25 protein-coding genes (1 of these 25 cut by a window edge) are annotated in these 21,950 nt (G+C 58.7%); 16 read left to right on the forward strand and 9 right to left on the reverse strand.

From position 1 onward, the window contains the following. Position 1: 1 nt before the first annotated feature. The 3 genes from GbCGDNIH6_RS03695 to GbCGDNIH6_RS03705 form a co-directional block, all read right to left on the reverse strand. Positions 2-1,315: a carbohydrate porin gene (locus tag GbCGDNIH6_RS03695; protein ID WP_157692314.1), complete on the reverse strand. Its 1,314-nt coding sequence runs from the start codon at positions 1,313-1,315 to the stop codon at positions 2-4. A 216-nt stretch (positions 1,316-1,531) separates the two neighbouring features. After that, entirely contained in the window at positions 1,532-2,101 is a 570-nt protein-coding gene (locus GbCGDNIH6_RS03700) for a demethoxyubiquinone hydroxylase family protein (RefSeq protein WP_198355802.1), read from the reverse strand. 16 nt (positions 2,102-2,117) lie between these two features. Continuing rightward, positions 2,118-2,672 carry a disulfide bond formation protein B gene (locus GbCGDNIH6_RS03705; RefSeq protein WP_095413279.1) on the reverse strand — a complete coding sequence of 185 codons (555 nt, stop codon included), beginning with the start codon at positions 2,670-2,672 and terminating at the stop codon, positions 2,118-2,120. A gap of 120 nt (positions 2,673-2,792) precedes the next feature. On the opposite strand from GbCGDNIH6_RS03705, the gene GbCGDNIH6_RS03710 reads away from it, so the two are divergent. From GbCGDNIH6_RS03710 to GbCGDNIH6_RS03725, 4 genes are all read left to right on the forward strand, one after another. Next, positions 2,793-3,995 (forward strand): pyridoxal phosphate-dependent aminotransferase, encoded by a 1,203-nt coding sequence (locus tag GbCGDNIH6_RS03710; RefSeq protein ID WP_072562882.1) that lies wholly within the window; start codon positions 2,793-2,795, stop codon positions 3,993-3,995. 108 nt (positions 3,996-4,103) lie between these two features. After that, a complete protein-coding gene (locus GbCGDNIH6_RS03715) occupies positions 4,104-5,306 on the forward strand; it encodes a pyridoxal phosphate-dependent aminotransferase (RefSeq protein WP_072562883.1) in 1,203 nt (400 codons plus the stop codon). Positions 5,307-5,371: 65 nt separating this feature from the next. Continuing rightward, on the forward strand, positions 5,372-6,397 hold the full coding sequence (locus GbCGDNIH6_RS03720) for a glycosyltransferase family 2 protein (RefSeq protein ID WP_081369949.1): 1,026 nt from the start codon (positions 5,372-5,374) through the stop codon (positions 6,395-6,397). Between the two features lie 49 nt (positions 6,398-6,446). Further along, the gene (locus tag GbCGDNIH6_RS03725) at positions 6,447-7,847 is read left to right on the forward strand and encodes a pyridoxal phosphate-dependent decarboxylase family protein (protein WP_081370157.1); all 1,401 of its coding nucleotides are present in this window, start codon (positions 6,447-6,449) and stop codon (positions 7,845-7,847) included. Positions 7,848-7,860: 13 nt separating this feature from the next. Here the strand turns inward: GbCGDNIH6_RS03725 and GbCGDNIH6_RS03730 are convergent, their stop codons facing one another. Next, positions 7,861-8,745: a LysR family transcriptional regulator gene (locus GbCGDNIH6_RS03730; RefSeq protein WP_025286224.1), complete on the reverse strand. Its 885-nt coding sequence runs from the start codon at positions 8,743-8,745 to the stop codon at positions 7,861-7,863. Between the two features lie 124 nt (positions 8,746-8,869). Continuing rightward, positions 8,870-9,832 (reverse strand): thioredoxin-disulfide reductase, encoded by a 963-nt coding sequence (gene trxB, locus GbCGDNIH6_RS03735; protein ID WP_072562884.1) that lies wholly within the window; start codon positions 9,830-9,832, stop codon positions 8,870-8,872. Positions 9,833-10,036: 204 nt separating this feature from the next. Between trxB and GbCGDNIH6_RS03740 the strand changes: the two genes are divergently transcribed. Beyond that, entirely contained in the window at positions 10,037-10,516 is a 480-nt protein-coding gene (locus tag GbCGDNIH6_RS03740; RefSeq protein WP_072562885.1) for an Lrp/AsnC family transcriptional regulator, read from the forward strand. Positions 10,517-10,536: 20 nt separating this feature from the next. Here GbCGDNIH6_RS03740 and GbCGDNIH6_RS03745 read toward each other — a convergent pair whose 3' ends face one another. Next, entirely contained in the window at positions 10,537-11,172 is a 636-nt protein-coding gene (locus GbCGDNIH6_RS03745; RefSeq protein WP_072562886.1) for a TVP38/TMEM64 family protein, read from the reverse strand. Positions 11,173-11,391: 219 nt separating this feature from the next. On the opposite strand from GbCGDNIH6_RS03745, the gene rpmH reads away from it, so the two are divergent. From rpmH to GbCGDNIH6_RS03785, 9 genes are all read left to right on the forward strand, one after another. Beyond that, positions 11,392-11,526, forward strand: a complete 135-nt coding sequence (gene rpmH / locus GbCGDNIH6_RS03750; RefSeq protein WP_011631430.1) for a 50S ribosomal protein L34 — start codon at positions 11,392-11,394, stop codon at positions 11,524-11,526. Positions 11,527-11,609: 83 nt separating this feature from the next. Further along, positions 11,610-11,963: a ribonuclease P protein component gene (gene rnpA / locus GbCGDNIH6_RS03755; RefSeq protein ID WP_025318343.1), complete on the forward strand. Its 354-nt coding sequence runs from the start codon at positions 11,610-11,612 to the stop codon at positions 11,961-11,963. Next, a complete protein-coding gene (gene yidD, locus GbCGDNIH6_RS03760) occupies positions 11,960-12,232 on the forward strand; it encodes a membrane protein insertion efficiency factor YidD (protein ID WP_011631432.1) in 273 nt (90 codons plus the stop codon). Before rnpA ends, yidD begins: the two co-directional genes overlap by 4 nt. Continuing rightward, a complete protein-coding gene (gene yidC, locus GbCGDNIH6_RS03765) occupies positions 12,232-13,968 on the forward strand; it encodes a membrane protein insertase YidC (protein WP_072562887.1) in 1,737 nt (578 codons plus the stop codon). Before yidD ends, yidC begins: the two co-directional genes overlap by 1 nt. 9 nt (positions 13,969-13,977) lie before the next feature. Further along, positions 13,978-14,649, forward strand: coding sequence for a ribosome biogenesis GTP-binding protein YihA/YsxC (gene yihA, locus GbCGDNIH6_RS03770; protein WP_072562888.1), 672 nt, complete (start codon positions 13,978-13,980; stop codon positions 14,647-14,649). 6 nt (positions 14,650-14,655) lie between these two features. Then, on the forward strand, positions 14,656-14,796 hold the full coding sequence (locus GbCGDNIH6_RS12330; protein ID WP_157692315.1) for a hypothetical protein: 141 nt from the start codon (positions 14,656-14,658) through the stop codon (positions 14,794-14,796). Between the two features lie 111 nt (positions 14,797-14,907). After that, positions 14,908-15,915 (forward strand): phospholipase D-like domain-containing protein, encoded by a 1,008-nt coding sequence (locus GbCGDNIH6_RS03775; RefSeq protein WP_072562889.1) that lies wholly within the window; start codon positions 14,908-14,910, stop codon positions 15,913-15,915. 24 nt (positions 15,916-15,939) lie between these two features. Next, complete coding sequence (locus GbCGDNIH6_RS03780; RefSeq protein ID WP_072564323.1) at positions 15,940-16,518, forward strand: chromate transporter; 579 nt, start codon at positions 15,940-15,942, stop codon at positions 16,516-16,518. A gap of 11 nt (positions 16,519-16,529) precedes the next feature. Next, the gene (locus tag GbCGDNIH6_RS03785; RefSeq protein WP_157692316.1) at positions 16,530-17,042 is read left to right on the forward strand and encodes a chromate transporter; all 513 of its coding nucleotides are present in this window, start codon (positions 16,530-16,532) and stop codon (positions 17,040-17,042) included. Between the two features lie 18 nt (positions 17,043-17,060). Here the strand turns inward: GbCGDNIH6_RS03785 and GbCGDNIH6_RS03790 are convergent, their stop codons facing one another. Both GbCGDNIH6_RS03790 and GbCGDNIH6_RS03795 read right to left on the reverse strand, forming a co-directional pair. Continuing rightward, on the reverse strand, positions 17,061-17,822 hold the full coding sequence (locus GbCGDNIH6_RS03790; RefSeq protein WP_157692317.1) for a bestrophin-like domain: 762 nt from the start codon (positions 17,820-17,822) through the stop codon (positions 17,061-17,063). A 230-nt stretch (positions 17,823-18,052) separates the two neighbouring features. Further along, on the reverse strand, positions 18,053-18,346 hold the full coding sequence (locus GbCGDNIH6_RS03795) for a YMGG-like glycine zipper-containing protein (RefSeq protein ID WP_072562892.1): 294 nt from the start codon (positions 18,344-18,346) through the stop codon (positions 18,053-18,055). A gap of 225 nt (positions 18,347-18,571) precedes the next feature. Between GbCGDNIH6_RS03795 and argB the strand changes: the two genes are divergently transcribed. Then, entirely contained in the window at positions 18,572-19,498 is a 927-nt protein-coding gene (argB, locus tag GbCGDNIH6_RS03800) for an acetylglutamate kinase (RefSeq protein ID WP_072564324.1), read from the forward strand. A 47-nt stretch (positions 19,499-19,545) separates the two neighbouring features. Here the strand turns inward: argB and cysG are convergent, their stop codons facing one another. Further along, the gene (gene cysG, locus GbCGDNIH6_RS03805; protein ID WP_232449955.1) at positions 19,546-20,928 is read right to left on the reverse strand and encodes a siroheme synthase CysG; all 1,383 of its coding nucleotides are present in this window, start codon (positions 20,926-20,928) and stop codon (positions 19,546-19,548) included. Between the two features lie 230 nt (positions 20,929-21,158). Between cysG and GbCGDNIH6_RS03810 the strand changes: the two genes are divergently transcribed. Then, positions 21,159-21,950: the 5' portion of an NAD-dependent epimerase/dehydratase family protein gene (locus tag GbCGDNIH6_RS03810; protein ID WP_072562893.1), read on the forward strand. Its footprint extends 180 nt past the window's final position; 792 of the gene's 972 nt are visible here — the first part of the coding sequence; the start codon lies at positions 21,159-21,161; its stop codon lies off the right edge, out of view.

The raw sequence follows: 21,950 nt of genomic DNA on the forward strand, positions 1-21,950 counted from the left end.
ATTAAAACGACACATTGGTACGAAAACCGAGCACCAAAGCCGTTCCATACTGTCGCACACCGCCTGGATGCACCACGACCTGAAGGTCAGGTTCGATCGTCAGACCTTCGCAGGCATGGATCGTATATTCGGCCTCCATGATAACTTCATCACCCTGCGGTCCGGGAACGCCTCCCGTCAGGGGCTGCCCTGCGGCTTGCTCGGCTTTTTGGAGCGCCTTCAGGCCCCGGCTCTGCTGAGCGTAATAGACGGCGAAACCATAGCTGTCCCTGCGACGTGCGGGCCAGAAAGCACGGTCCACCATTCCGATAAAACCGAGGCTGCGATAGGGTGAAAACCTGTCATCAGACAGGGTGAACCCGGCAAAGACGATCAGCCCTTCCCGTGCATAGGGACCGCGCCGCAGCAGCATCTGGTCGGCCATGATCCAAAATCCCGAGCGGCCTCTGATCGTTTTTTGCGTGGCCGGATTGTTGGAAGGGACGGGAAGATCATATCCCTCATCCGAGGGAAGATCGCGGTACAGGGTGGTGGAGCGTGCACTGTCATAGTAGGCCCCTATTTTATAATGCCCCGACCGCTCGTTATTCCCGCCACCCGGTTCCCAACCGATTTCCACCGGGATCATCATACCGTTGGCTGTGGCTGGGCTGAACTGAAGCCCCGTACGGCCCCCGCGTGCCGAATTGGATTCAAAAACACCACTTTCCACATAGATTTCCGGTGTCGGGCGGCCGCGGATGCGTCCGCCCCAGTTGGCGGCGGCACCATTGGTAAAGGCGGGTCTGTCACCGGCCGATAAAGGCGTGGGGACACCGCAGAAAGCATTGCTGACGAATTCGCAATAGATAGGAGATGATGCGAAATCGGTCGCGACCTGCAACCGCCCCACGGCAATCGACACTCTTTTTTTCAGCAGGAGCTGCTCAGCATAGACCATCGACAAATGGGCCGCGACATTGCCGCCGCCGCCAGCGATTTCCTGCACGGGATAGAGAGAGTCCCCCATCACCGTACTGCTCAGACTGCGCCCGGCGCGATTGATAACGATTGCGCGCGTGGTCAATCCGTTCCAGCCCGCCAATTTATTCCAGTCAATCTTAAGTTCGATGCCGCGATTATCGGCATAGGCAATGCCACGCCCCCGACCACCGGTGACATTGCCCATCGTCTCGCTGAGATAGCCGGCGATAAGGTCGATCCCATGATGTTCCAGAGGGGGTCTGATACCGCCCCAATCACCGAAAAAATGCTCTCTGGGCGCCACGGGTGGGATGGTCGGATCAGGCGGTTGCGTCAGAGAGCGGGACGGCATGGAGCCAAGTCCCGGCGTTTCAGACTGTGCATGGGCCTGCGTTATCAGCGAAAATCCCATCGAAGCACCGACCAAAATCCCGGTCAGTATCCTCACAGTCAGACAAAGGTATGAAGAGAACATCGCAAACCGGAACGCAAAAAAACGTATACGAAAATATTTCGATACAGCATTAAGCAAATTGTAATGATGGTATGATCTGAACAAGGATGGAGTTTAAACGCGTTCGCTGATGGCGATGGCCAGACGGCAGCCAGCCTTGATGGCACCGGATAGCAGCCGATAGGCCGGTGCCAGCTCTGCCTCGTTGGCAAGGCCGATATCGCGGTGCTCCAGTTCTTCCTCCCTGAAGCAGGCGATGGTTTCTTTCAGTTCGTGCTCCTCATCGGGCAGAGCCTCGATCTGTCGGGCATAGTGATCGTCGATGGTTTCCTCGACGGCGACGGTGCAGGCCATGGCGGCGCGTTCGCCAATGGCGGCCGTCAGGGCTCCGAGCGCAAAACCGGCCACATGCCAGAAAGGCAGCATCGCGGTCGGGCGGACCCGGCGATCGGCGATCATACGGGAGAATGTTTCGCGATGAACATCTTCCTGCGCCTTCATGTGTTCTAGCGTCGGCGCATGGCGAGAGCGGCGCAAAACGGCAAGCTGCCCGGCATAGATCCGTGATGCACCGTATTCTCCCGCATGATCCACCCGGATCATCCGTGCCAGCCGCTCACGGGCCGGAAGATCGCCGGGCAAGGAGGGCGACATGCGAGCCGAGGCTGAAGCTGTGTGCGTCATGCAGCGTTTCTCCGGATCAGGCGCGGTCTGGTTTCAAGGCCAGCAGCATTTTCATCATGATGATGGCCATAGCCAATGCATAAAGACAGTTCGCGAATGCCATGGAAACCGGAAAGCCTGGAATAAGATAGGTCGGCTCGTCACAGGGCTTGTCGGGCCGGGTCGGCATATGTGCCAGCATATCGGTAATAGAGAGTTGACTGCTGAAGCGTGGCGCCGCGCATTCTGGCAAAGGGCTGGGCCAGAAATGCCACTCGACCCCGGCATGCAGCAGTCCGGCTCCGGCTGCCACACAAAAACTCAGCGCCGCCAGTCCACAGAGCACGAGAGCCGGGCGGGGAGGCAGAAAGAACGCGATCACGCCCAGTGCGATTGCAATCCGGTACGGCCAGCGTTCTACCAGACAGAGCGCACAGGGCGGCCGGTGCGCCCACCATTCCACGGAAAAAGCCACACCAAGCGCCAGAGAGGCCATAATAACGGCAAAAAGAGCGATAATGCGATGACATGCCATACCGACAGGATAGGACAGACCGCGTCTTCTGTCGCTACTCCTGTCGCAGGAGGTCATCTGTAGGTCACCAGATGCGGGAAAAGGGGATGGCAGGGCTGCCGAGGTGGTCGATTGCCGCTGAAGGGAAGGCGGCGTTAGGGTTGAGCAGATTCTCTTCAGCAGGACTGTAGTGTTCCCATGAGCCTGATTGCCGCGCGTCTTGACCGTATCAGCCCCAGCCAGACCATTGCCATCAGCACCAAAGCCCGTGCGTTGAAGGCTGCTGGCCGTGATGTGATCAGCCTGTCCGCCGGAGAGCCGGATTTCGATACACCGGACAATGTGAAGAAAGCGGCGATCAAGGCCATCGAGAAGGGCGACACGAAATACACCGACGTTGCGGGCACTGCCGCCCTGCGCAACGCGATCGTGGAAAAATTCAGGCGTGATAGTGGTCTGGATTATGCTCCGGACGAGATCATCGTCTCCACCGGCGGCAAGCAGGTGATTTTCAACGCCATGCTGGCCACGCTGAATGCGGGTGATGAGGTGATTATACCGGCCCCGTGCTGGGTGAGCTATCCGGACATCGTGGCCCTTTGCGACGGCAAGCCGGTTCTGGTTTCCTGTAGCGAGGAGCGCAGCTTCAAGATCAGCCCCGAGGAACTGGAAGCCGCGATCACGCCGAAGACCAAATGGCTGATGCTCAACAGCCCCAGCAACCCGACCGGTGCGGCCTATTCCGCGGCGGAGCTGAAGGCGTTGGCAGACGTACTGCTGCGTCATCCGCAGGTCTGGATCATGACGGATGATATCTACGAGAAGCTGGTTTATGGCGGGTTTGCTTTTGCCACGCTGGCGCAGGTGGAGCCGCGTCTGAAAGACCGTACCCTGACCGTGAACGGGTGTTCCAAGGCCTATGCAATGACCGGCTGGCGCATCGGGTTCGCCGGTGGTCCGAAGGCGCTGATCAAGGCGATGGACAAGTTGCAGAGCCAGTCTACCTCCAACACCTCCTCCATCAGTCAGGCAGCGGCGGTCGAGGCGCTGATCGGCCCGCAGGACAGTATCGCCGATATGCTGGCCATCTATCAGGAGCGTCGTGATCTGGTGGTGGAGATGCTGAATGCGGCTCCGGGTGTGACGTGTCATAAACCGGAAGGCGCGTTTTATGTCTTCCCGTCCGTGAAGGGCTGCTTCGGCAAGACCAGCAAGGGCGGCGTCAAGATCGTCGATGACGAATCCTTCGTGACTGCGCTGCTGGAGGAAGAAGGTGTGGCCGCGGTGCATGGCTCGGCCTTCTGCTATCCGGGCTATTTCCGCATCAGCTATGCCACCAGCACCGAGGCGCTGCGGGAGGCCTGCACACGTATCCAGCGTTTCTGTGCGGCTCTGTCCTGAAGCAGCCTCTGTCCGGACAGGATGAAAAAAGGCCGGGCGCTTGCGTGTCCGGCCCTTTCGTTAAGTGCATGGCGCTGATCGTGTCGACGGAAAAAAGGATGCTCGCTGATGCCGCGTTTTGCGCAACGCCTGAAAGGGCTTGATGTCTCCCCCACCATTGCGGTGACGCAGCGTGCGCGCGTGCTGAGGGCAGAGGGGCATGATGTCATTTCCCTGTCGATCGGGGAGCCGGATTTTCCGACTCCGTCGGAAGCGATTGAGGCCGCTCATGCGGCGGCGCTGTCAGGGGATACGAAATATCCACCCATCGTAGGTGCTCCGGCGCTGGTCAGTGCAATCCAGGCCAAATTTCAACGGGAAAATGAGCTGAGTTTCGCATCGAACGAGATCACCATCGCCAACGGTGCCAAGCAGATCATCTACAACGCGATCATGGCGACGGTGGACCAGGGTGATGAAATCGTCATTCCCGCTCCCTACTGGGTCGCATATGAGTTGGTGACCCGGCTGGCCGGGGGCGTGCCGGTGATCGTGAATTGCCCACAGGAGACAGGGTTTCGTCTGAAACCGGAGGTGCTGGAGGCGGCGATCACGCCCAAAACCCGATGGGTGTTGCTGAATTTTCCCAATAACCCAACCGGGGCCGCGATTACACCTGTGGAGATGGCGGCACTGGCCGAAGTAATGCGTCGCCATCCGCATGTCTGGATCATGTGCGACGATATTTATGAGCATCTGCTCTATGACGGCTTCGTCTATCGCACCATGGCTGCGGTCGCACCGGATCTGCGGGACCGTGTTCTCACTATTTCCGGTGTGTCCAAATCTTACGCGATGACGGGATGGCGTGTCGGCTTTGCGGGAGGGCCGCCATCCCTGATCAAGGCGATGAACAATATGCAGAGTCAGGCGACGTCTGGCGTCGCAGGGGTTGCACAGGCGGCGGCAGCGGCTGCCCTGAATGGTGACCCGGCCCTGTTGGTGGAGCGGGCAGCCATTTATGCAGCGCGGCGTGACTTCGTGGTGTGCGCCCTTCAATCTGCCCCCGGCCTGAGCTGCCACAAGCCGGAGGGGGCATTTTACGTCTTCCCCGGTGTCGCCGGGCTGCTTGGCCGCCGCTCTGCGGGCGGGCGGCTGTTGCAGACCGATGAGGATGTGGCGCTGGCTCTGCTGGAAGAATCCTATCTGGCTGTGGTGCATGGTGCGGCCTTCGGCATGAGTCCCTATCTGCGGCTGAGCTACGCCACTGATGAGATTTCTCTGGCACGTGCCTGCGAGCGTTTGGTGGCCTTCTGCGAAACTGTACGCTGATCGCAAATGCTCCTTGCGGAAAGAGAATGGTGTGAGGCCGCTAGAGCCATGTTAGGAGAGGGGCCATGTCCGAGATAAAGACTTCATGCTCCGCGCTTTCGCCCGCTCCTCAGGAGGGCGATCCGGTCTTTTCCATCGTGGTCCCGTGCTACAATGAGCAGGACGGGCTGGAGATGTTCCATACCCGGCTTGCCTCCGTCATGGATGGGATGGGGGAGAAGTGGGAGGTGGTCTATGTCAACGATGGCAGCCGTGACCGCACGCTCGACGTGATGCAGAGTCTGCGTCAGGCCGATCCCCGCATCAGCGTGGTTGGTCTGTCCCGTAATTTCGGCAAGGAAATCGCCACCACCGCCGGGCTGGATCATGCACGCGGTCAGGCGGTGATTGTCACCGATGCGGATTTGCAGGATCCGCCGGAATTGATCCCCGAACTGGTTGCACAATGGCGGCAGGGTTTCGACATGGTCTATGCCCAGCGCCGTATCAGGGAAGGCGAGACCTGGCTGAAAAAAGCAACGGCGAATGCTTTTTACAACCTGATGACGCGCCTCGGGGATGTCAGCTTGCCCCCTAATGCCGGGGATTTTCGTCTGATGAGCCGCCGTGCGGTGGATGCTTTGCTGCGTCTGAGGGAGCAGCATCGCTTCATGAAGGGACTGTTCGCCTGGATCGGCTATCCGTCTGTGGCCGTCCAGTATGATCGTTCACCCCGTGCGGTGGGCGAGTCCAAATGGTCTTACTGGAAGCTGTGGAACCTCGCGTTGGAGGGGATCACCGGTTTTACCGTCGTGCCGCTGAAGCTGGCGACATATCTCGGTATTCTGGTTGCGTTGTTCGCGGTGCTGTATGGCGGCAATATCGTGCTGTCCAAGCTGTTCTTCGGCAATCCCGTGCCGGGTTATCCCAGCCTGATGGCGGTGGTGCTGTTTCTGGGCGGTGTGCAGTTGATGACGCTGGGCGTGATCGGGGAATATCTCGGCCGCGTGTTCAACGAGACCAAGCGCCGCCCGCTCTATTTCGTGGAGCGTCATCTGCCAAGCGATCCCGCAAGTACTGCTTTCCGTGCAGGAGATTCCGTGCGTGGCTGACGGGCTGGATCCTGATGACTGGGATGCCCTGCGCAGCCTTGGTCATCGTATGCTGGATGATATGTTCGACCATCTGGCCGGAGCACGCTCCGGAGCGGTGTGGCGGCCTTTGCCTCATCAGGTGAGGGATGCGTTCAAAACGCCTGCCCCGCGTGATGGCAGCAGCCTGGACTCTGTCTACGAACAGTTCCGCAATGATGTGCAGCCTTATGCGACCGGTAATATTCATCCGCGCTTCATGGGCTGGGTGCATGGTGGCGGCACGGCGGTCGGGATGCTGGCGGATATGCTGGCGGCCGGGTTGAACGCCAATCTGGGCGGGCGGGATCATGCTCCGGTCGAGGTGGAGCGGCAGGTGATCCGCTGGTCGGCTGAACTGTTGGGCATGCCGTCAGAAACCTCCGGTGTTCTGGTGACCGGCTCCTCCATGGCGAATTTCATCGGCATTCTCGTGGCGCGTCTGGCGGCGCTCGGGCCGGAGGTGCGGCATGAAGGAGTCGGGCAGAGCGGCTTCACCGCTTATGCCGGGGCTAATGCCCATGGTTGTATTCCCCGTGCGATGGATATGGCCGGGTTCGGCAGCGATGCCCTGCGTTCGGTGCCGCTGGATGATGCGCATTGCATGAGGCTGGATGCTCTGGCTGCCATGGTGGCGCAGGATCGGGCGCAGGGGAGGTTGCCTGCTCTTGTCATTGCCACGGCGGGAAGTGTTGATACCGGGGCTATCGACGATCTGGATGCGCTGGCCACCTTCTGTGCTGCCGAAGAGTTGCGGCTGCATGTCGATGGGGCGTTCGGGGCGATGCTGGCTCTCTCGCCTGTGCTGCGCCATCGCGTGAAGGGGCTGGCACGGGCCGATTCCATCGCGTTCGATTTCCATAAATGGCCGCAGGTACCCTACGACGCAGGCTGCGTGCTTGTGCGCGATCCGGTATTGCACCGGCAGGCTTTTGCGCAGGATCTGGCTTATCTGCGGCGCGATATCCGGGGCTTGTCCGGTGGCGCGCCATGGCCATGCGATCTTGGGCCGGACCTGTCACGCGGGTTTCGGGCGCTGAAAGTCTGGATGATGCTCAAAACCTACGGTGCCGACCGGCTCGGTGCGGTAGTAGAGACGTGCTGCGACGTCGCTGCCTATCTGGCTGCGCGGGTGGTGGCTGAGCCGGAGCTGGAGCTGCTGGCCCCGTTGCCTGGGCAGAATGGCCTGAATGTCGTGTGTTTCCGTTTTATCGCCGCCCCGGGTGATCTCGACCATCTGAACATCGAGCTGGTCGCGGATATTCAGGAATCCGGTGTTGCGGTCCCCTCAACGACGCATTTACGGGGGACGCTCGCGATTCGCGCAGCCATCGTCAATCATCGGACGAGGCGAGAGGATGCCGATATTCTGGTGGATGCAGTGTTGAAAGCCGGACGCTGCCGTGTCAGCCAGTTGGTGGCAACCGGCTGACACAGGCGTTGCGTCAGCCGAGTTCAGCCAGTTTGCCCAGCAGGAAGTCACGGAACACAGAAACGCGCTTGGAACTGCGCAACTCCTCCGGATAGACGAAATATACGTCGATCTTGGGAGATTCGATCTCCGGCAGGACGCGCTCCAGCCCGTCCATTTCGTTGCTCATGTAATCGGGCAGGGCACCGATCCCCAGACCGGACTGAATGGCCAGCGCCATGGCCTGGAGTGAGTTGACATCCAGCAACGGACGTCGCGGCGTGCCGCTTTTGCGCCCGGCTTCGGCCAGCCAGTTGATGTTGTTGACCGGTGAATGATAGTCACCGAACAGGATCAACCGGTGATTGTCGAGGTCTTCCACCGATTGCGGCCGACCATACTGCTCGAAATAGGCAGGTGTGCCGACCACATGCCATTTGATGGTCATCAGATGGCGCTGCACCAGATCGGGCTGCTTGGGCGGATGCATTCGGATGGCCACATCGGCCTCCCGCATCGCCAGATCGAGATCGGCATCATCCAGCAGCAGTGACAGCGAAACGTCTGGATATGCGGCCAGGAATTGGTGCAGGCGTGGTGCCAGCCATGAGGCGCCAAAGCCGACCGTGGTGGTGACTTTCAGACGACCGGCGGGCTTTTCCTTGCTTTCAGTCAGCAGGGCCTCGGTCATGGCCAGTTTGGCAAAAACTTCGCGCACAGTGCGGTTCAGGCTTTCGCCCTGCTCGGTCAGGATCAGGCCGCGGGCATGCCGATGAAACAAAGGAACCTGAAGGGCCTCCTCCAGTGCCGAAATCTGGCGGGACACGGCAGACTGGCTCAGGTTCAACGTATCGCCAGCATGAGTAAAGCTGCCTGCTTCAGCCACGGCGTGGAAGACGCGCAGTTTGTCCCAGTCCATTGTTTACGCCACTCCCCGCTTCCGGGTGCGCTGTGTGCGACCCATCGATGATTCGGCCTGCCGGGCCGCGGTCTTCTGTTCTCCGCGCACCCATCCCGGATGCCGGGGGTTGGCGGACGATTCGCTATTCTGCTGCCAGCATGGACGAATCGGTATGTTCGGCTACCCACTTTTCCGCCTCCAGCGCCGCCATGCAACCTGTTCCGGCAGCAGTAACGGCCTGACGGTATATTTTATCTTGCACATCTCCTGCCGCGAACACGCCGGGGATTGAGGTGCAGGGGGTTCCTGGGCGGGTCACCACATATCCTTCTTCATCCAGTTCCAGCTTGCCACGGAAGATGGCGGTATTGGGGGAATGGCCGATTGCCACGAAAACGCCATCCACCGGCAGCGTGCTGGTATCCCCCCTTGTGGTGTTGCGCAGGACAATTCCGTCTACGCGATCCGGCGGCCCGGATGCGGTAATGTCCTCGACCACACTGTTCCAGATGACGGAGATTTTGGGATGCGCAAACAGGCGATCCTGAAGGATTTTCTCGGCCCGTAACGAATCGCGGCGATGGATCAACACCACTTCGCTGGCATGGTGGGTCAGATACAGGGCTTCCTCAACGGCGGTATTGCCGCCACCAATCACCGCCACGCGCTTGCCCCGAAAGAAAAAGCCGTCGCAGGTGGCGCAGGCTGATACGCCCGCCCCCTGAAGTCGTTTCTCATTCGGCAGCCCCAGCCAGCGTGCCTGGGCGCCTGTTGCGATGATGACAGAATCCGCCTCGAACACATCACCCGAATCCGCCGTGCAGCGAAATGGGGTGCGGGTAAAGTCCACATCGGTGATCAGATCATACACGATCTCGGTGCCGACATGACGCGCCTGTGCTTCCATCTGTTCCATCAACCATGGGCCCTGCACGGATTCTGCAAAGCCGGGGTAGTTTTCAACATCGGTGGTGATGGTCAGCTGCCCGCCGGGCTGGAGACCGCATACCAGAATCGGTTTCATGCTGGCGCGGGCAGCGTAGATGGCGGCGGTATAGCCGGCAGGCCCTGCACCGATAATGAGAACCTTGCTGCGATGGATCATGGTTTTTGTCTATCTGAAACACAGGGACGGCATGCCTCAGCATATGAGGCCAATCCTCCTTGCGGGCAAGGCGGAAGCCTTCGCGCAAAGTTTTTAATTTTTCGGGCTGAGAATGGCTTGCAGCCGGCCCGTTGAGTCATAATATTGCGCAGTCCGAGCATTCATGACAATTTTCCGTTTCACCACGATGAGCATCCCCAGCGCATGACCGCCGATCATTCTCTTCCCCATGAGCTGGACGCTATCGACCGGCGTATTCTGGCGGAATTGCAGGCCGATGGCCGCATGACCAATGTCGAGTTGGCGCGTCGTGCGGGTATTTCGGCGCCTCCCTGTCTGCGGCGTGTCCGGCGGTTGGAGGAGGCAGGCATTATCCGCGGCTATTACGCCGATACCAACCCGCAGGCGCTGGGCTGGGAGATTGAGTTCTTTGCCATTGTCGGGCTGGACAGTCAGAAGGAAATGGCTCTGGCCGAGTTCGAAAAGACAGTCGGTGAATGGAGCGAAGTACGCGAATGCCACATGATTCGCGGTGGCGGTGATTTTCTGCTGCGTCTGGTGGCGCGTGATACGGCGCATGAAAATCAGCTGACCCAGCGTCTGACCGGTATGGAGCGTGTCACGCGGGTCCAGACACTCCAGACGATTCGCACCAGCCGCGATATTGCGGGCGTGCCGTTATAGAGTGAGTTTGCCGGCCCAGATCAGGCCCTGTTGAATTTCGCCTTTGCATGACGCAGCGCGACCGGCACCAAGGATAGCAGCGCCAGGATAAAGAGCGGCACCAGTACCGAGGGACTCATCAGCGCGTCTGCCGGAGCAAGGGATTGCTGTATGCTCTGGCGCAATCCTGCGCCGAGGCTGACCGTGATGCTGATCAGGGGTGCGCTGCCGATTGCGGTGGCGATGGCGAATGGCAGAATGCGATGGCTGGCAAATGGCGCGGCCAGCGTACTGAGCCAGAATGGCACCATCGGCATGAGCCTCGCTGCCAGCATATAATTGAACCCGTCCCGCTGGATCTGTGGGGCGATCTGATCGAGCCGGTGCAGGCAATGTGCGGGCAGCCAGCGCCGCAGGCGCGTCAGCATGTATCGTCTGGTCAGATAGTGAAAAGCCGCGGCGCCGAGTGTTGCCCCGGCAATCGCGGAGATAGACCCGGCCAGCGTGCCGCACAAAGCTCCGCCCGCCAGCCCCAGAAACAGACCGCCCGGCAGCAGCAACAGGACGCTGAGTGCATAGGTGAGCATATACAGGGTGAAAGTTAGCGCCGGGTGTCGGTCAGCCCAGGGAAGCACCTGATCAAGCCAGGAATGAAGGACGGCAAGAGCATGTTCCATGATGGGAGATCAGACTCGCAGAAAGTTAAAAAAGCGGATTACAGCGCGGGATCGTCCGCCATGCACAGCTTCTGATTGACGGATAGCCATTCACCCCCCTATAAGCCGCGCCTCGGCCGGTCAGATGCGTAGGCGTCTGCGGACCATCTGTATTGTACCGGAAATTTCGACCGGGCGCGATCCCGAAGCTGGGACGCCCCTAGCCTCGGAGAGCCTGACGTGAAGCGTACTTATCAACCCTCGAAACTGGTCCGCAAGCGGCGGCATGGTTTCCGCGCGCGTATGGCGACTGTTGGTGGCCGCAAGGTGATTGCCAACCGGCGTTCCAAGGGCCGCAAGCGTCTGTCCGCCTGATTTCGGACAGCCCTGTTTCGGTAAGGCCGGATTCGCATGTCCCTGATATGCGGCCCGGCTCCCAACGAAAGGGTTCCGCAGTCATGCGGGAAAAACGTCTGAAGCGGCGCGCGGAGTTCCTCCGCGTTGCCTCAAAGGGGCGCAAGGCCGCCGTGCATGGTCTGGTTCTTCAGGCCCTGCCCGCGCAGGCTGCCGACGCCCCTTTGCGCATTGGCTATACTGTGACCAAGAAAGTCGGCAATGCGGTTGTCCGCAATCGCACCCGTCGGCGCTTGCGTGAGGCGGCGCGGTTGGTGGCACGGGAATACGATCAGGCCGGCACACCCTTATCGGCGCATGATCTGGTGCTGATTGGACGAGACAGCACACGCGGGCGGCCATTCGATTCTCTGCTGGACGATCTGCGCCGCGCCCTGGCCAAGGCCGGAGTCATATGATGGCTGGTCGTATCATCGGATACGGGCTGAGGCTTGCGGTGCGGCTGTATCAACTGGTTCTGCGGCCCGTGCTGGGCACGAATTGCCGGTTTGTTCCCAGTTGCAGCGATTACGCGCTTCAGGCATTGCGCGAACACGGCACTTTTCAGGGTTCCATGCTTGCAGGGCGGCGTATTCTGCGCTGCAACCCATGGCACCAGGGCGGCTATGATCCGGTTCCTGCCGGAAGATGCCGCTGCAAAGATCATTCAGGACAGACGGCGGGTTGATGGACCAGAAACGGCTATTCCTCGCGATTGCGATTTCCTTGGGCATTCTGCTGGGTTTCCAGGGGCTGTACCGGCATTTCGTGCCGGAGCCTCCTGCTGCTGCCCGGACAGCCACGAATGCCGGGCAGGGTAAACCGAATAATACGCTGGGCGCGGTTCCGACCGATGCAACGGCCTCCCAGTCGCCTCCTCCGAAGGAAGGGGCTCGTCTGGCTGTCGATGCGCCGCGCGTAAAGGGCAGCATCAGCCTGCTCGGCGCGCGTTTCGATGATCTGGTCCTGCGCGACTATCATGAGACGGTCGACAAGAATTCCCCGCTGGTTCGTCTGCTGGCTCCGCTGAGCGGGCCGGAGCCGTACTATGTGGAATATGGCTGGGTTCCGGAAGAATCGGGCATCGCCACGCCGGGCCGTGATACGGAGTGGAAAGCCGATGCCGCCACCTTGACTCCTGACAAGCCGGTGACGCTGAGCTGGGATAACGGCGCGGGCCTGACCTTCATGCTCAAGGTTGCGGTCGATGCCGATTACATGTTCTCGGTAACCCAATCCGTGCGCAATACGACCGGCAAGCCGGTGGTGCTGCATCCTTATGCACGGGTGCGCCGCGATTACCGGCCAGAGGTCGAGGGCTATACCGTTCTGCATGAAGGGCTGATCGGTGTGGTTGATGGCATCCTGCATGAGATCACCTACAAGAGCGCCGACAGCGATGGGGCCAAGAATAACGGCCTTGCTTTCGAGCATGCCTCCACCGGTGGCTGGGCGGGTATCACGGACAAATACTGGCTGACGGCGCTGATCCCTGATCAGATAACGTCGGTTGATTTCAGTTTCCGCGATACCAAGCCGAATGGCCGGGACGGGTATCAGGTCGGCATCATCTCCCATAATCCGGATCAGGTCGCGGCTGGGGCAGAGAGCGCCAGCACCACGCATCTGTTCGCGGGCGCCAAGGTGGTCAGCCTGCTGGATCACTATCAGGCGGAGTACCACATCCCCAGCTTTTGGGAGGCGGTCGATTTCGGGTGGTTCTGGTTCATTACCCGGCCATTCTTCTATGCGCTGGACTGGTTGTATCATCTGGTCGGCAATTTCGGTGTCGCCATCCTGATTTTCACGGTTCTGGTCAAGGCGGCCTTCTATCCGCTGGCGAGCAAATCCTATCGCTCGATGAGCAAGATGCGTCTGTTGGCCCCCAAAATTCAGTCCCTGCGGGAACGCTACAAGGATGATCCGACGCGGATGCAGCAGGAGGTCATGCAGCTTTACAAGGCTGAGGGTGCCAACCCCGCCAGCGGCTGTCTGCCGATGCTGTTGCAGTTCCCGATTTTCTTCTCACTCTACAAGGTCATCTTCGTGACCATCGAAATGCGGCATGCTCCGTTCTTCGGCTGGATTCACGATCTGTCAGCGGTCGATCCGACCAATCTGTTCAATCTGTTCGGGCTGCTGCCTTTCGACCCCACCCATATCTCTCCTTTCCTGCATCTTGGCATCTGGCCGTTGATCATGGGCGGCACAATGTATCTGCAACAGAAGATGAACCCGCCGATGCCGGACCCTGTGCAGGCAAAGATGTTCCAGTTCATGCCGATCATCTTTACCTTCATGCTGGCCCGCTTCCCTGTGGGACTGGTGATCTACTGGAGCTGGAACAATCTGCTGTCGATCGGGCAGCAATGGCTGATCCAGCGCCGCACAAAGCTGCCGCGCCCCGAACTGGCCAAGGTCTGAGCGGCGTCTATGTCTGATCAGACGCCGCAATTTGGGCAGATACCCTCGGAAGCTGAACCGGATGCAGTGGCTCTGGAGGCCGGGCGCAAGCTCTTTGCCGGTGAGTGTACCTTCTTCCATGGCACGCAGAGGCTGGATCAGCTTCCGCCGCCCATGGGGGTGGAGATCGCTTTTGCCGGACGTTCCAATGTGGGCAAATCCACTCTGGTCAATGCCCTGACCGGACGGAAAACACTGGCGCGCGCCTCATCCCAGCCGGGCCGGACCAAGCAACTGAATTTCTTCAACCTTGCCGACCAGCTCGTGCTGGTGGATATGCCGGGATATGGCTACGCACAGGCGGCGAAGGATGTGAAGGAAGACTGGCAGGGGCTGATGTTCAGCTATCTGCGCGGGCGGCCCAATCTGCGCCGGGTCATGCTGCTGGTCGATGCACGGGTCGAGTTCAAGGCGTCCGACATTGCGGTTATGGAGTTACTCGATAAGGCGGCCGTTACCTTCCAGCTGGTCGTGACAAAGGCGGATGCCGTGAAGCCGACACCGTTGCAACGCCGTGTCGCGGATGTCTATGCGGCGGCCCGTGCCCATCCTGCGGCGCATCCCCATGTCTTTGTCACCAGCAGCGATACAGGATCGGGAATCGCTGAGTTGCGCGCGGCCCTGGCCGGCCTGACGGACTGAGCATCCATGCGCGGTCGGGACTGGATGCCGGTTCTGGTGTTGCTGGGTCTGGTCTGTCTGGCTGTAGCGGGATGGAGGCTGTTTCCCCGTCTGCAAGCATTCATTATGTTTCAGGATTGCGCGGCGGCAGGGCGGATTAACTGCTGAAGCCGGGAGGAAAACGCTGTCAAACCGACTGGCTTTTCACGATTTCCTGTGGCTTTGTGATCGGGTTCGACTCTGGAATGATGTCGGCGAATGTCTTTCCGAAAGCGGGGAATGATGACTTTACCCGATGCGCTGCCAGTAGCACGGATCATCGTGCAGCCTGATGATGGTGTTGCTCCGGTCGTTGAACTGATCGCAGGCGCAAGCCGGTCGGTCAGATTGAAGATGTTCACCTTTACCTATGAGCCGATCATCACTGCCCTTAAGGCGGCTCACGATCGGGGTGTCAGTGTGCGGGTCATGCTGAATCCGGCCCGATCGTCGGGGTCACGCGCGAATGATGAGACAATGTCGGAACTGCGAGCCGCCGGAATCGAGGCCAGCTGGTCCAATCCGGCTTTCCCGGTCACGCATGAAAAGTCAATGGTGATCGATGAGCAGCGTGCCTTGATTGCCACCTTCAATTTTGTCGAAAAATATTTCACCCGCACCAGGGATTATGGGGCGATCATCGAAGATCAGGCGACGGTCGCGGAGATCCTGCACGGTTTCGATGCCGACTGGAACCGGCAGCCTTTCTGGCCGCGCTCCGGCTCTCCTCTGGTGTGGAGCAATACCTCCGCCCGTACGGCCATGTGTGCCTTTATTGATTCGGCGCAGGAGACGCTGTGGATTCAGCACCCCAAATTCGTCGATGCCACTGTGCTGGACCGGATCGTTGCGGCACAGGCGAGGGGTGTTGCGGTGCGTATCCTGTGTGGCGGGCGGCATGGCATTAGTGAAGTTGATCTGCTGGACACATTTTCCTCGCTGCGCATCATGCAGCGTATGGATATTGCCATTCACAAGCAGAAAACACTTCGTGCTCATGCGAAGCTGATGATTGCCGACAAAACGACGGCCTTGCTCGGCTCCATGAATATTGACCGCAGCGCTTTCGATATCAGGCGAGAGCTGGGCGTTGTGCTGCATGGGGAGGACACAACAAAGCATCTGCGCGAAATATTCAAAAGCGACTGGAAAATCTCTCATCGCTATGATCCGCCGGATCCGCTGACCGTGCATCTGCATGTCGAGGATGACCATGAGCCTCATGATATCGAAGTGGCTCATGAATGATCATATCCTATGTCCGGATGCATCATGTCGCAGGATGATGCGATAAGCCCGATTGAACGCCCAAGCCTGTGGCGTATCGCAATGACCTTCAACCAGATTGCCTTGCTTGGATTCGGAGGAGGGTTATCCGCGTGGTCACGCGATGTACTGGTTCTGCGTCGTCGCTGGCTCAGTGAAGAAACCTTCCTGAGCGCTCTGACGGTGGCGCGTGTTCTGCCCGGTGCGAATCAGGTCAATCTTGCCGTATTCGTCGGCACACGCCTGAGAGGCGTGTGCGGCGCCATGGCTGCCATTGCCGGGCTGGTGATGGTGCCATTTCTGATTATCCTTGCTCTGAGTGTCGGCTATCTGGAATTTCAGCATGCGCTCTGGTTGCAGCATGTGCTGGCCGGCCTGGCGGCGGGGGCAGTGGGGCTGACATTCTCCATGGCCTGGCAGACGGGCAGGAAAGTGCTGACCGCACCTGCTCCAGCCCTTATTTTTGCTGCCAGCGTTCTGTTATCGGCTGTCATCCGCATGTCTCTGCTCTGGATGCTGCTGATTCTACTGCCGGTCAGTTTTGTATGGGCCTGGCTGACGACGGAGAAGGACCGGAAAGGATGATCTCGCCACGGTTGCTTGATATCATTATGCTGTTCGGCGGCGCTTCCCTGCTGTCATTCGGTGGTGGCAACGCTATCGTGCCGCATCTTCAGATGCAGACGGTCGAGGTCTATCACTGGCTGACCGCCGAGCAATTCGCTGATGCCTATGCCATGGCGCAGGTTGCACCGGGACCAAGCACATTGCTGGTCACCATTCTGGGTTATGATGCGGCGGGTATTTCGGGTGCGGTACTGGCCACAATCGCCATGCTCATCCCCAGCAGCCTGCTGGTCTTCGGAGCCGCCTTGCTCTGGAAAAGCATGGGGGAGGGCCGATTCCGGCGTATCTTTGAACGCGCCATGGCACCGTTGGCAGTCGGACTGGTTTTGGCCAGTGGGATCATCATCACCAAAAGCAATGACCATAGCTGGCCGGCTTATGCCATCACGGCAGCCTCGACGCTGGTGCTGTGTCGGTGGCACCTGCATCCGGTGGCGGTAATGGCTTGCTGTGGCGTCATTGGCTGGCTGGTGAAACTCTGACTGTTTGCTCCGACTTTTTCATTGGACCAGAGCGGGCGTATCGCTTTTGATCTGTTGTAGCGCATAGCGGAACGGCGCATCGGAAACAGCCACGATCCCTCCAAGCGGCGTTGCCATTTCCATAACGACGAACAGGGCCACGCAGATTGAAATGGCTGAAACAATGAGAGCAACACTGATAAAAATGCTGAAATCCGCATTCAGCCCGTATATAAAGAAAGATGCCAGCATCCACAGGATCAACGTGATATAAAACGGCTTACTGATAGAGGATGTTGATTGCGAAATAATCTGCCAGTGAACCCGGTTCAGCGGAGAAAGGCGCTCCTCAAGTTCAAATTGCAGCCGCTTCTTTTCGATGGTTTTCGGCATCCAGTCACGCACGATTGCTTCCATCTGCATCAGTCTTTTGGCCTGAGCGGTTGCTTTGGGGGCCGGGTCATTGAAATCATAGATGCAATGGGCCGTAAATTCTTTCAGAAGCGTCTGGGCATCGGCAATGTCAGTCCCGTACTCTATAAGTAGCCGGTTAAACTGAACGATCTGGATGGCTTCCTCGTTCACCGAGCGTGACAGGCTATCATACGCTTCTTTACCTGAGGTCACCATCAGGCCCAGAACAATGGCACCGAATGTCACCAGCATGCCGATGACGGCATGAACGACAGCCGATGTCTCGCTGTTTCTATGATGCGGCGGCAGGCGGATACGCAGCCATAGTCCGGCACGATAGGCCCCCAGCAGCACCACAAACATCAGTGCTACGGCCAGAAAATTCATAAGATCGTAATAATCCATCAGGCGAGTCCATTTCTGGTTCCCTCGCCATCCAGCAAAACAGCGAGCCAGGGGCACCCATAGTATAAACGGAGACGTCTGGCGATCATGCGGGAATAAGGAAGAGGGCAGGCTTTCTTAAGCATCTCCGTCAGGAGATGAAAACAAACAGGGCACCCCGTATAAATCTGGAGTGCCCTGATGATAGTTAGTCAGTTCCGTTCGAAATAATGTCAGTAGCCGTAACGACCGGGAGGGGGAGCAGGGCGCTGGTAATAGCCGGTCGGATAAGCGTTTTGCTGAGGCGTGGTAACGGCGCCGCCGACAGCCCCCAGTGCACCGCCCGCCAGCGCACCGATTGCAGCTCCTCTGCCGCCTCCGGCAATTGCCCCCAGTGCTGCGCCGCCTCCGGCACCAAGGGCCGCCCCACCCATGGCCCGTTGGCCGGGATCATAAGGATTGGTGCAGGCGCCAAGGCCGAGAATACTGGCAGCCAGGAATATGCGTCCTGCAATACGACTGTACATCCGAGTGTTTCCCTTTCTGTTCAGTTTTGTCCATTTTTGCCGCCGTATGAATGCAGCAGAATGACCGAGGTCTCAGCATTATTCAGTCAGTATTCTGATGGCGGAAATAAGACGGTTTCAAGGCACAATAGGACAGTTTCTTGACGAATATGGTCTGTTGCGTGTGTTGTGGTGGTGGCGGGGACTGCCCATGCCGATGGAATGGTGTCGAGTGAAAGAGAACGTATGATTGGCGCGTCGCAGACGGAGGTTCATGTGAACACCGATGATTTCGGCTCGGCGGGAGAACAGGCGCGAATCCTCGCTCATGCTCTGCCGTTTATGCGTCGCTACGCGGGTGCAACGGTTGTGGTGAAATATGGCGGCCACGCCATGGGTGATGAGCGTCTGGCCGAACAGTTCGGCGCTGATATCGCTCTGCTCAAGCAGGTGGGCATCAACCCCGTGGTTGTGCATGGCGGCGGTCCGCAGATCAATGACATGCTGAAACGTCTGGCGATCCAGTCCCGATTCGTAGACGGGTTGCGTGTCACCGATGCGGCAATGGTTGAGGTCGTTGAGATGGTACTGGCTGGTACCGTCAACAAGATGGTCGCTGGCCTGATCAATCGCGCCGGCGCCATGGCGGTCGGGATTTGCGGCAAGGATGGCGGCCTGATCCATGCGCGCAAATTACAGCGTACGACGATGGACCCTGACAGTCATATCGAGAAAGCGCTCGATCTCGGTTTTGTGGGAGAACCTGCTCATATTGATGTCCGCGTTATTCATGCCTTGACCGGGGCCGGGCTGATCCCGGTCATTGCGCCGGTTGGCATCGGGGAAGACGGGCAGACGTATAATATCAATGCCGATTCTGCCGCCGGTGCCATTGCTGGTGCGCTGGGGGCCAAGCGTCTTCTGATGCTGACAGATGTTCCCGGTGTTCTGGATACGGATAAAAAGCTGATTCCGGAAATGAGCGCGGATGATGTTAAGGCAGGCATTGCCGATGGCACGATTACGGGTGGCATGATCCCGAAAGTCGAATGCTGTATCGATGCGGTTGAAAAAGGCGTACGTGGTGCGGTGATTCTCGATGGTCGTCAGCCGCATGCCTGTCTGTTGGAAATGTTTACAGAAGGCGGAATTGGCACGTTGATTCGCGGCTGAGCCGGATAGCAGGGGAGGGGAGATGGCAGCATTTCCCCTCCCATTGTTCAGTCCCGATGGTCAGGTACCGCTCGGCCGACTGCCTGCCCAACCAGTACCAGAGCCGGTCCGCCTGCAGTCCAGTCCGGTGCGGTTGCCACCAAATGATCCAGAGTGCCGAACAGCGTGCGTTGTGCCTCTGTTCCCCCCCGTTCGATCAAGGCCGCGGGCGTGTCAGCCGGAAGTCCTGCGGCCAGCAACCCGTCTCTCAGGCGCGGCAGCGTCACAATCCCCATATAGACGGCCAAGGTTCCCCCCAACTGTACCGCACCATGAAAATCCATTTCCAGCGTGCCATCTCTGGTATGGCCGGTCATGAAGGTCACAGCGCGCGCCGCCTCTCTATGGGTGAGCGGGATGTTGGAGGCCGCCGCACAACCAAGGGCTGCGGTAATACCGGGAACGATCTCGAAGGGGATTCCGGCTTCAGCCAGAGCTTCGGCTTCTTCTCCGCCGCGACCGAAAATAAGCGGGTCGCCCCCCTTGAGCCGAACGACACGCTTACCTTCCTGTCCGAGACGGACCAGCAGGGCGTTGATGTCTTCCTGCCGCATGCAGTGATTGGCGCGGGCCTTGCCGACAAAAATACGGCTGGCATCACGACGGCCCATGTCGAGGATTTCATCCGTGACCAGCCGGTCATGCACGATCACATCTGCTTCACCCAGCAGGCGTTGCGCACGCAGCGTCAGCAGATCAGGTGCGCCCGGACCGGCACCCACCAGATAAACGATTCCCTTGCGAGAGATTGTGTCCGGTTGGCTAATGGCGGCCTCGAACAGTTTTCTGGCTCCGTCTTCCTGTCCGCTCAGGGCGAGATCGGCGGCGGGGCCGGTCAGCAGGGTTTCCAGTGCCCGGCGCCTGATCGCCATATCAGGAAAAGCCGTCCGTACCCTGTCCTTGAATTGCTCGGCCAAAGTAGCGAGTCTGGCATAGTTGGGCGAAACCAGTGCCTCAATCTTCGCCCGCAGCAACCGGGCCAGCACAGGTGCCGCGCCACCGGAGGAAATGGCAATGGTCAATGGGCTACGGTCAACGATAGCGGGTGTGATAAAGCTGCATAATTCCGGGCGATCTACTATATTGACCGGAATACCACGCTCGATTGCGGTTCTGGAAAGGGCTTGCAGATCCTCGTCAGGCGCCTCCGCTCCGATGGCAATAGCGCAGCCGTCGAGAAGACTGGGTTTGAATGTTGGCGCTATGTTCACCTCGGCACCGGCTCGGCGCAGGGCCTGTGCCTTACGGTCTGCGGATTCGCCCTGGCCAATAACCAGTGCTTTCCGCCCTATAATATCCATAAATGCCGGGTAGTGACGCATATCCGTAAAGCCTTCTTCAACGCCGCAGTAAGCCGCCTTGCTGCCGGACGATATCCATTTCGCCATCATTGCAAAGGTTTGAGACGGTGCCGGTCCAGTGAACAGTGTCCGGGAGACTTTGTCATAAAACAGAGGTGGAATTTCTCCTTACGAACATGAAAGAGAATTTATCTCATTTAAGAGCCATTCCTATGGCGGAATTGGCTACCGGGAGGCTAAGTGAAAGAGGATCGTTGGTCATTCTGTATCTGCTGACGGGTTTCTGGGCAAAGCGTTATACATTTAGAAGGTCTGCATAATTGCCTGTGCTCGTTACTGGAGTCGCTGGTTTCATTGGCTTTCACGTCGCGCGTGCCTTAATGCGTCAGGGCGAAACCGTTATCGGCATTGATAATCTGAACAGTTATTATGATGTTGGCCTCAAGCGAGCTCGGCTTGCTGTGTTGGAAAGAGAGGCGAGGTTCAGTTTCGTTAAGGTCGATCTGGCTGATCGTGTGGCGATGGCCGAGTTTACGCGAAGCTGTTACTCGGTGGACAGAATTGTGCATCTGGCGGCACAGGCCGGGGTGAGATACTCGCTTCTTGATCCCTACGCCTATGTCGCTTCGAATATCATGGGACATCTGGCCATTCTGGAGATGGCCCGTGCCCTGCCGGACCTGCGTCATCTGGTCTATGCCAGTTCGTCATCTGTTTACGGAGGCGATCTGGAAGCCCCGTTTCGGGAGTCGGAACGGATTGAGAGGCCACTTTCTCTATATGCCGCGACAAAGCGTGCTGATGAGCTGATGAGCGCGGCTTATGATCACTTGTTTGGGATTCCTCAGACCGGTTTGCGCTTTTTTACGGCATATGGTCCGTGGGGGCGACCGGATATGGCTTATTATGCCTTCGCCAAAGCCATTACTCAGGGAGAGGAAATCCAGCTTTTCGATCATGGCCGGTTGAAGAGGGATTTTACCTATATTGATGATATTGTGGACGGGGTGATTCGCTGTCTCGACCGCCCACCCAGTTCAGCGGACGGCGCACGTCTGATCAATATCGGCAATAACAGGCCGGAGGAAGTCTCGTATCTCGTTCAATGTCTG

Origin of the sequence: Granulibacter bethesdensis (assembly GCF_001889525.1) — a bacterium.
GTDB lineage: Bacteria > Pseudomonadota > Alphaproteobacteria > Acetobacterales > Acetobacteraceae > Granulibacter > Granulibacter bethesdensis_C.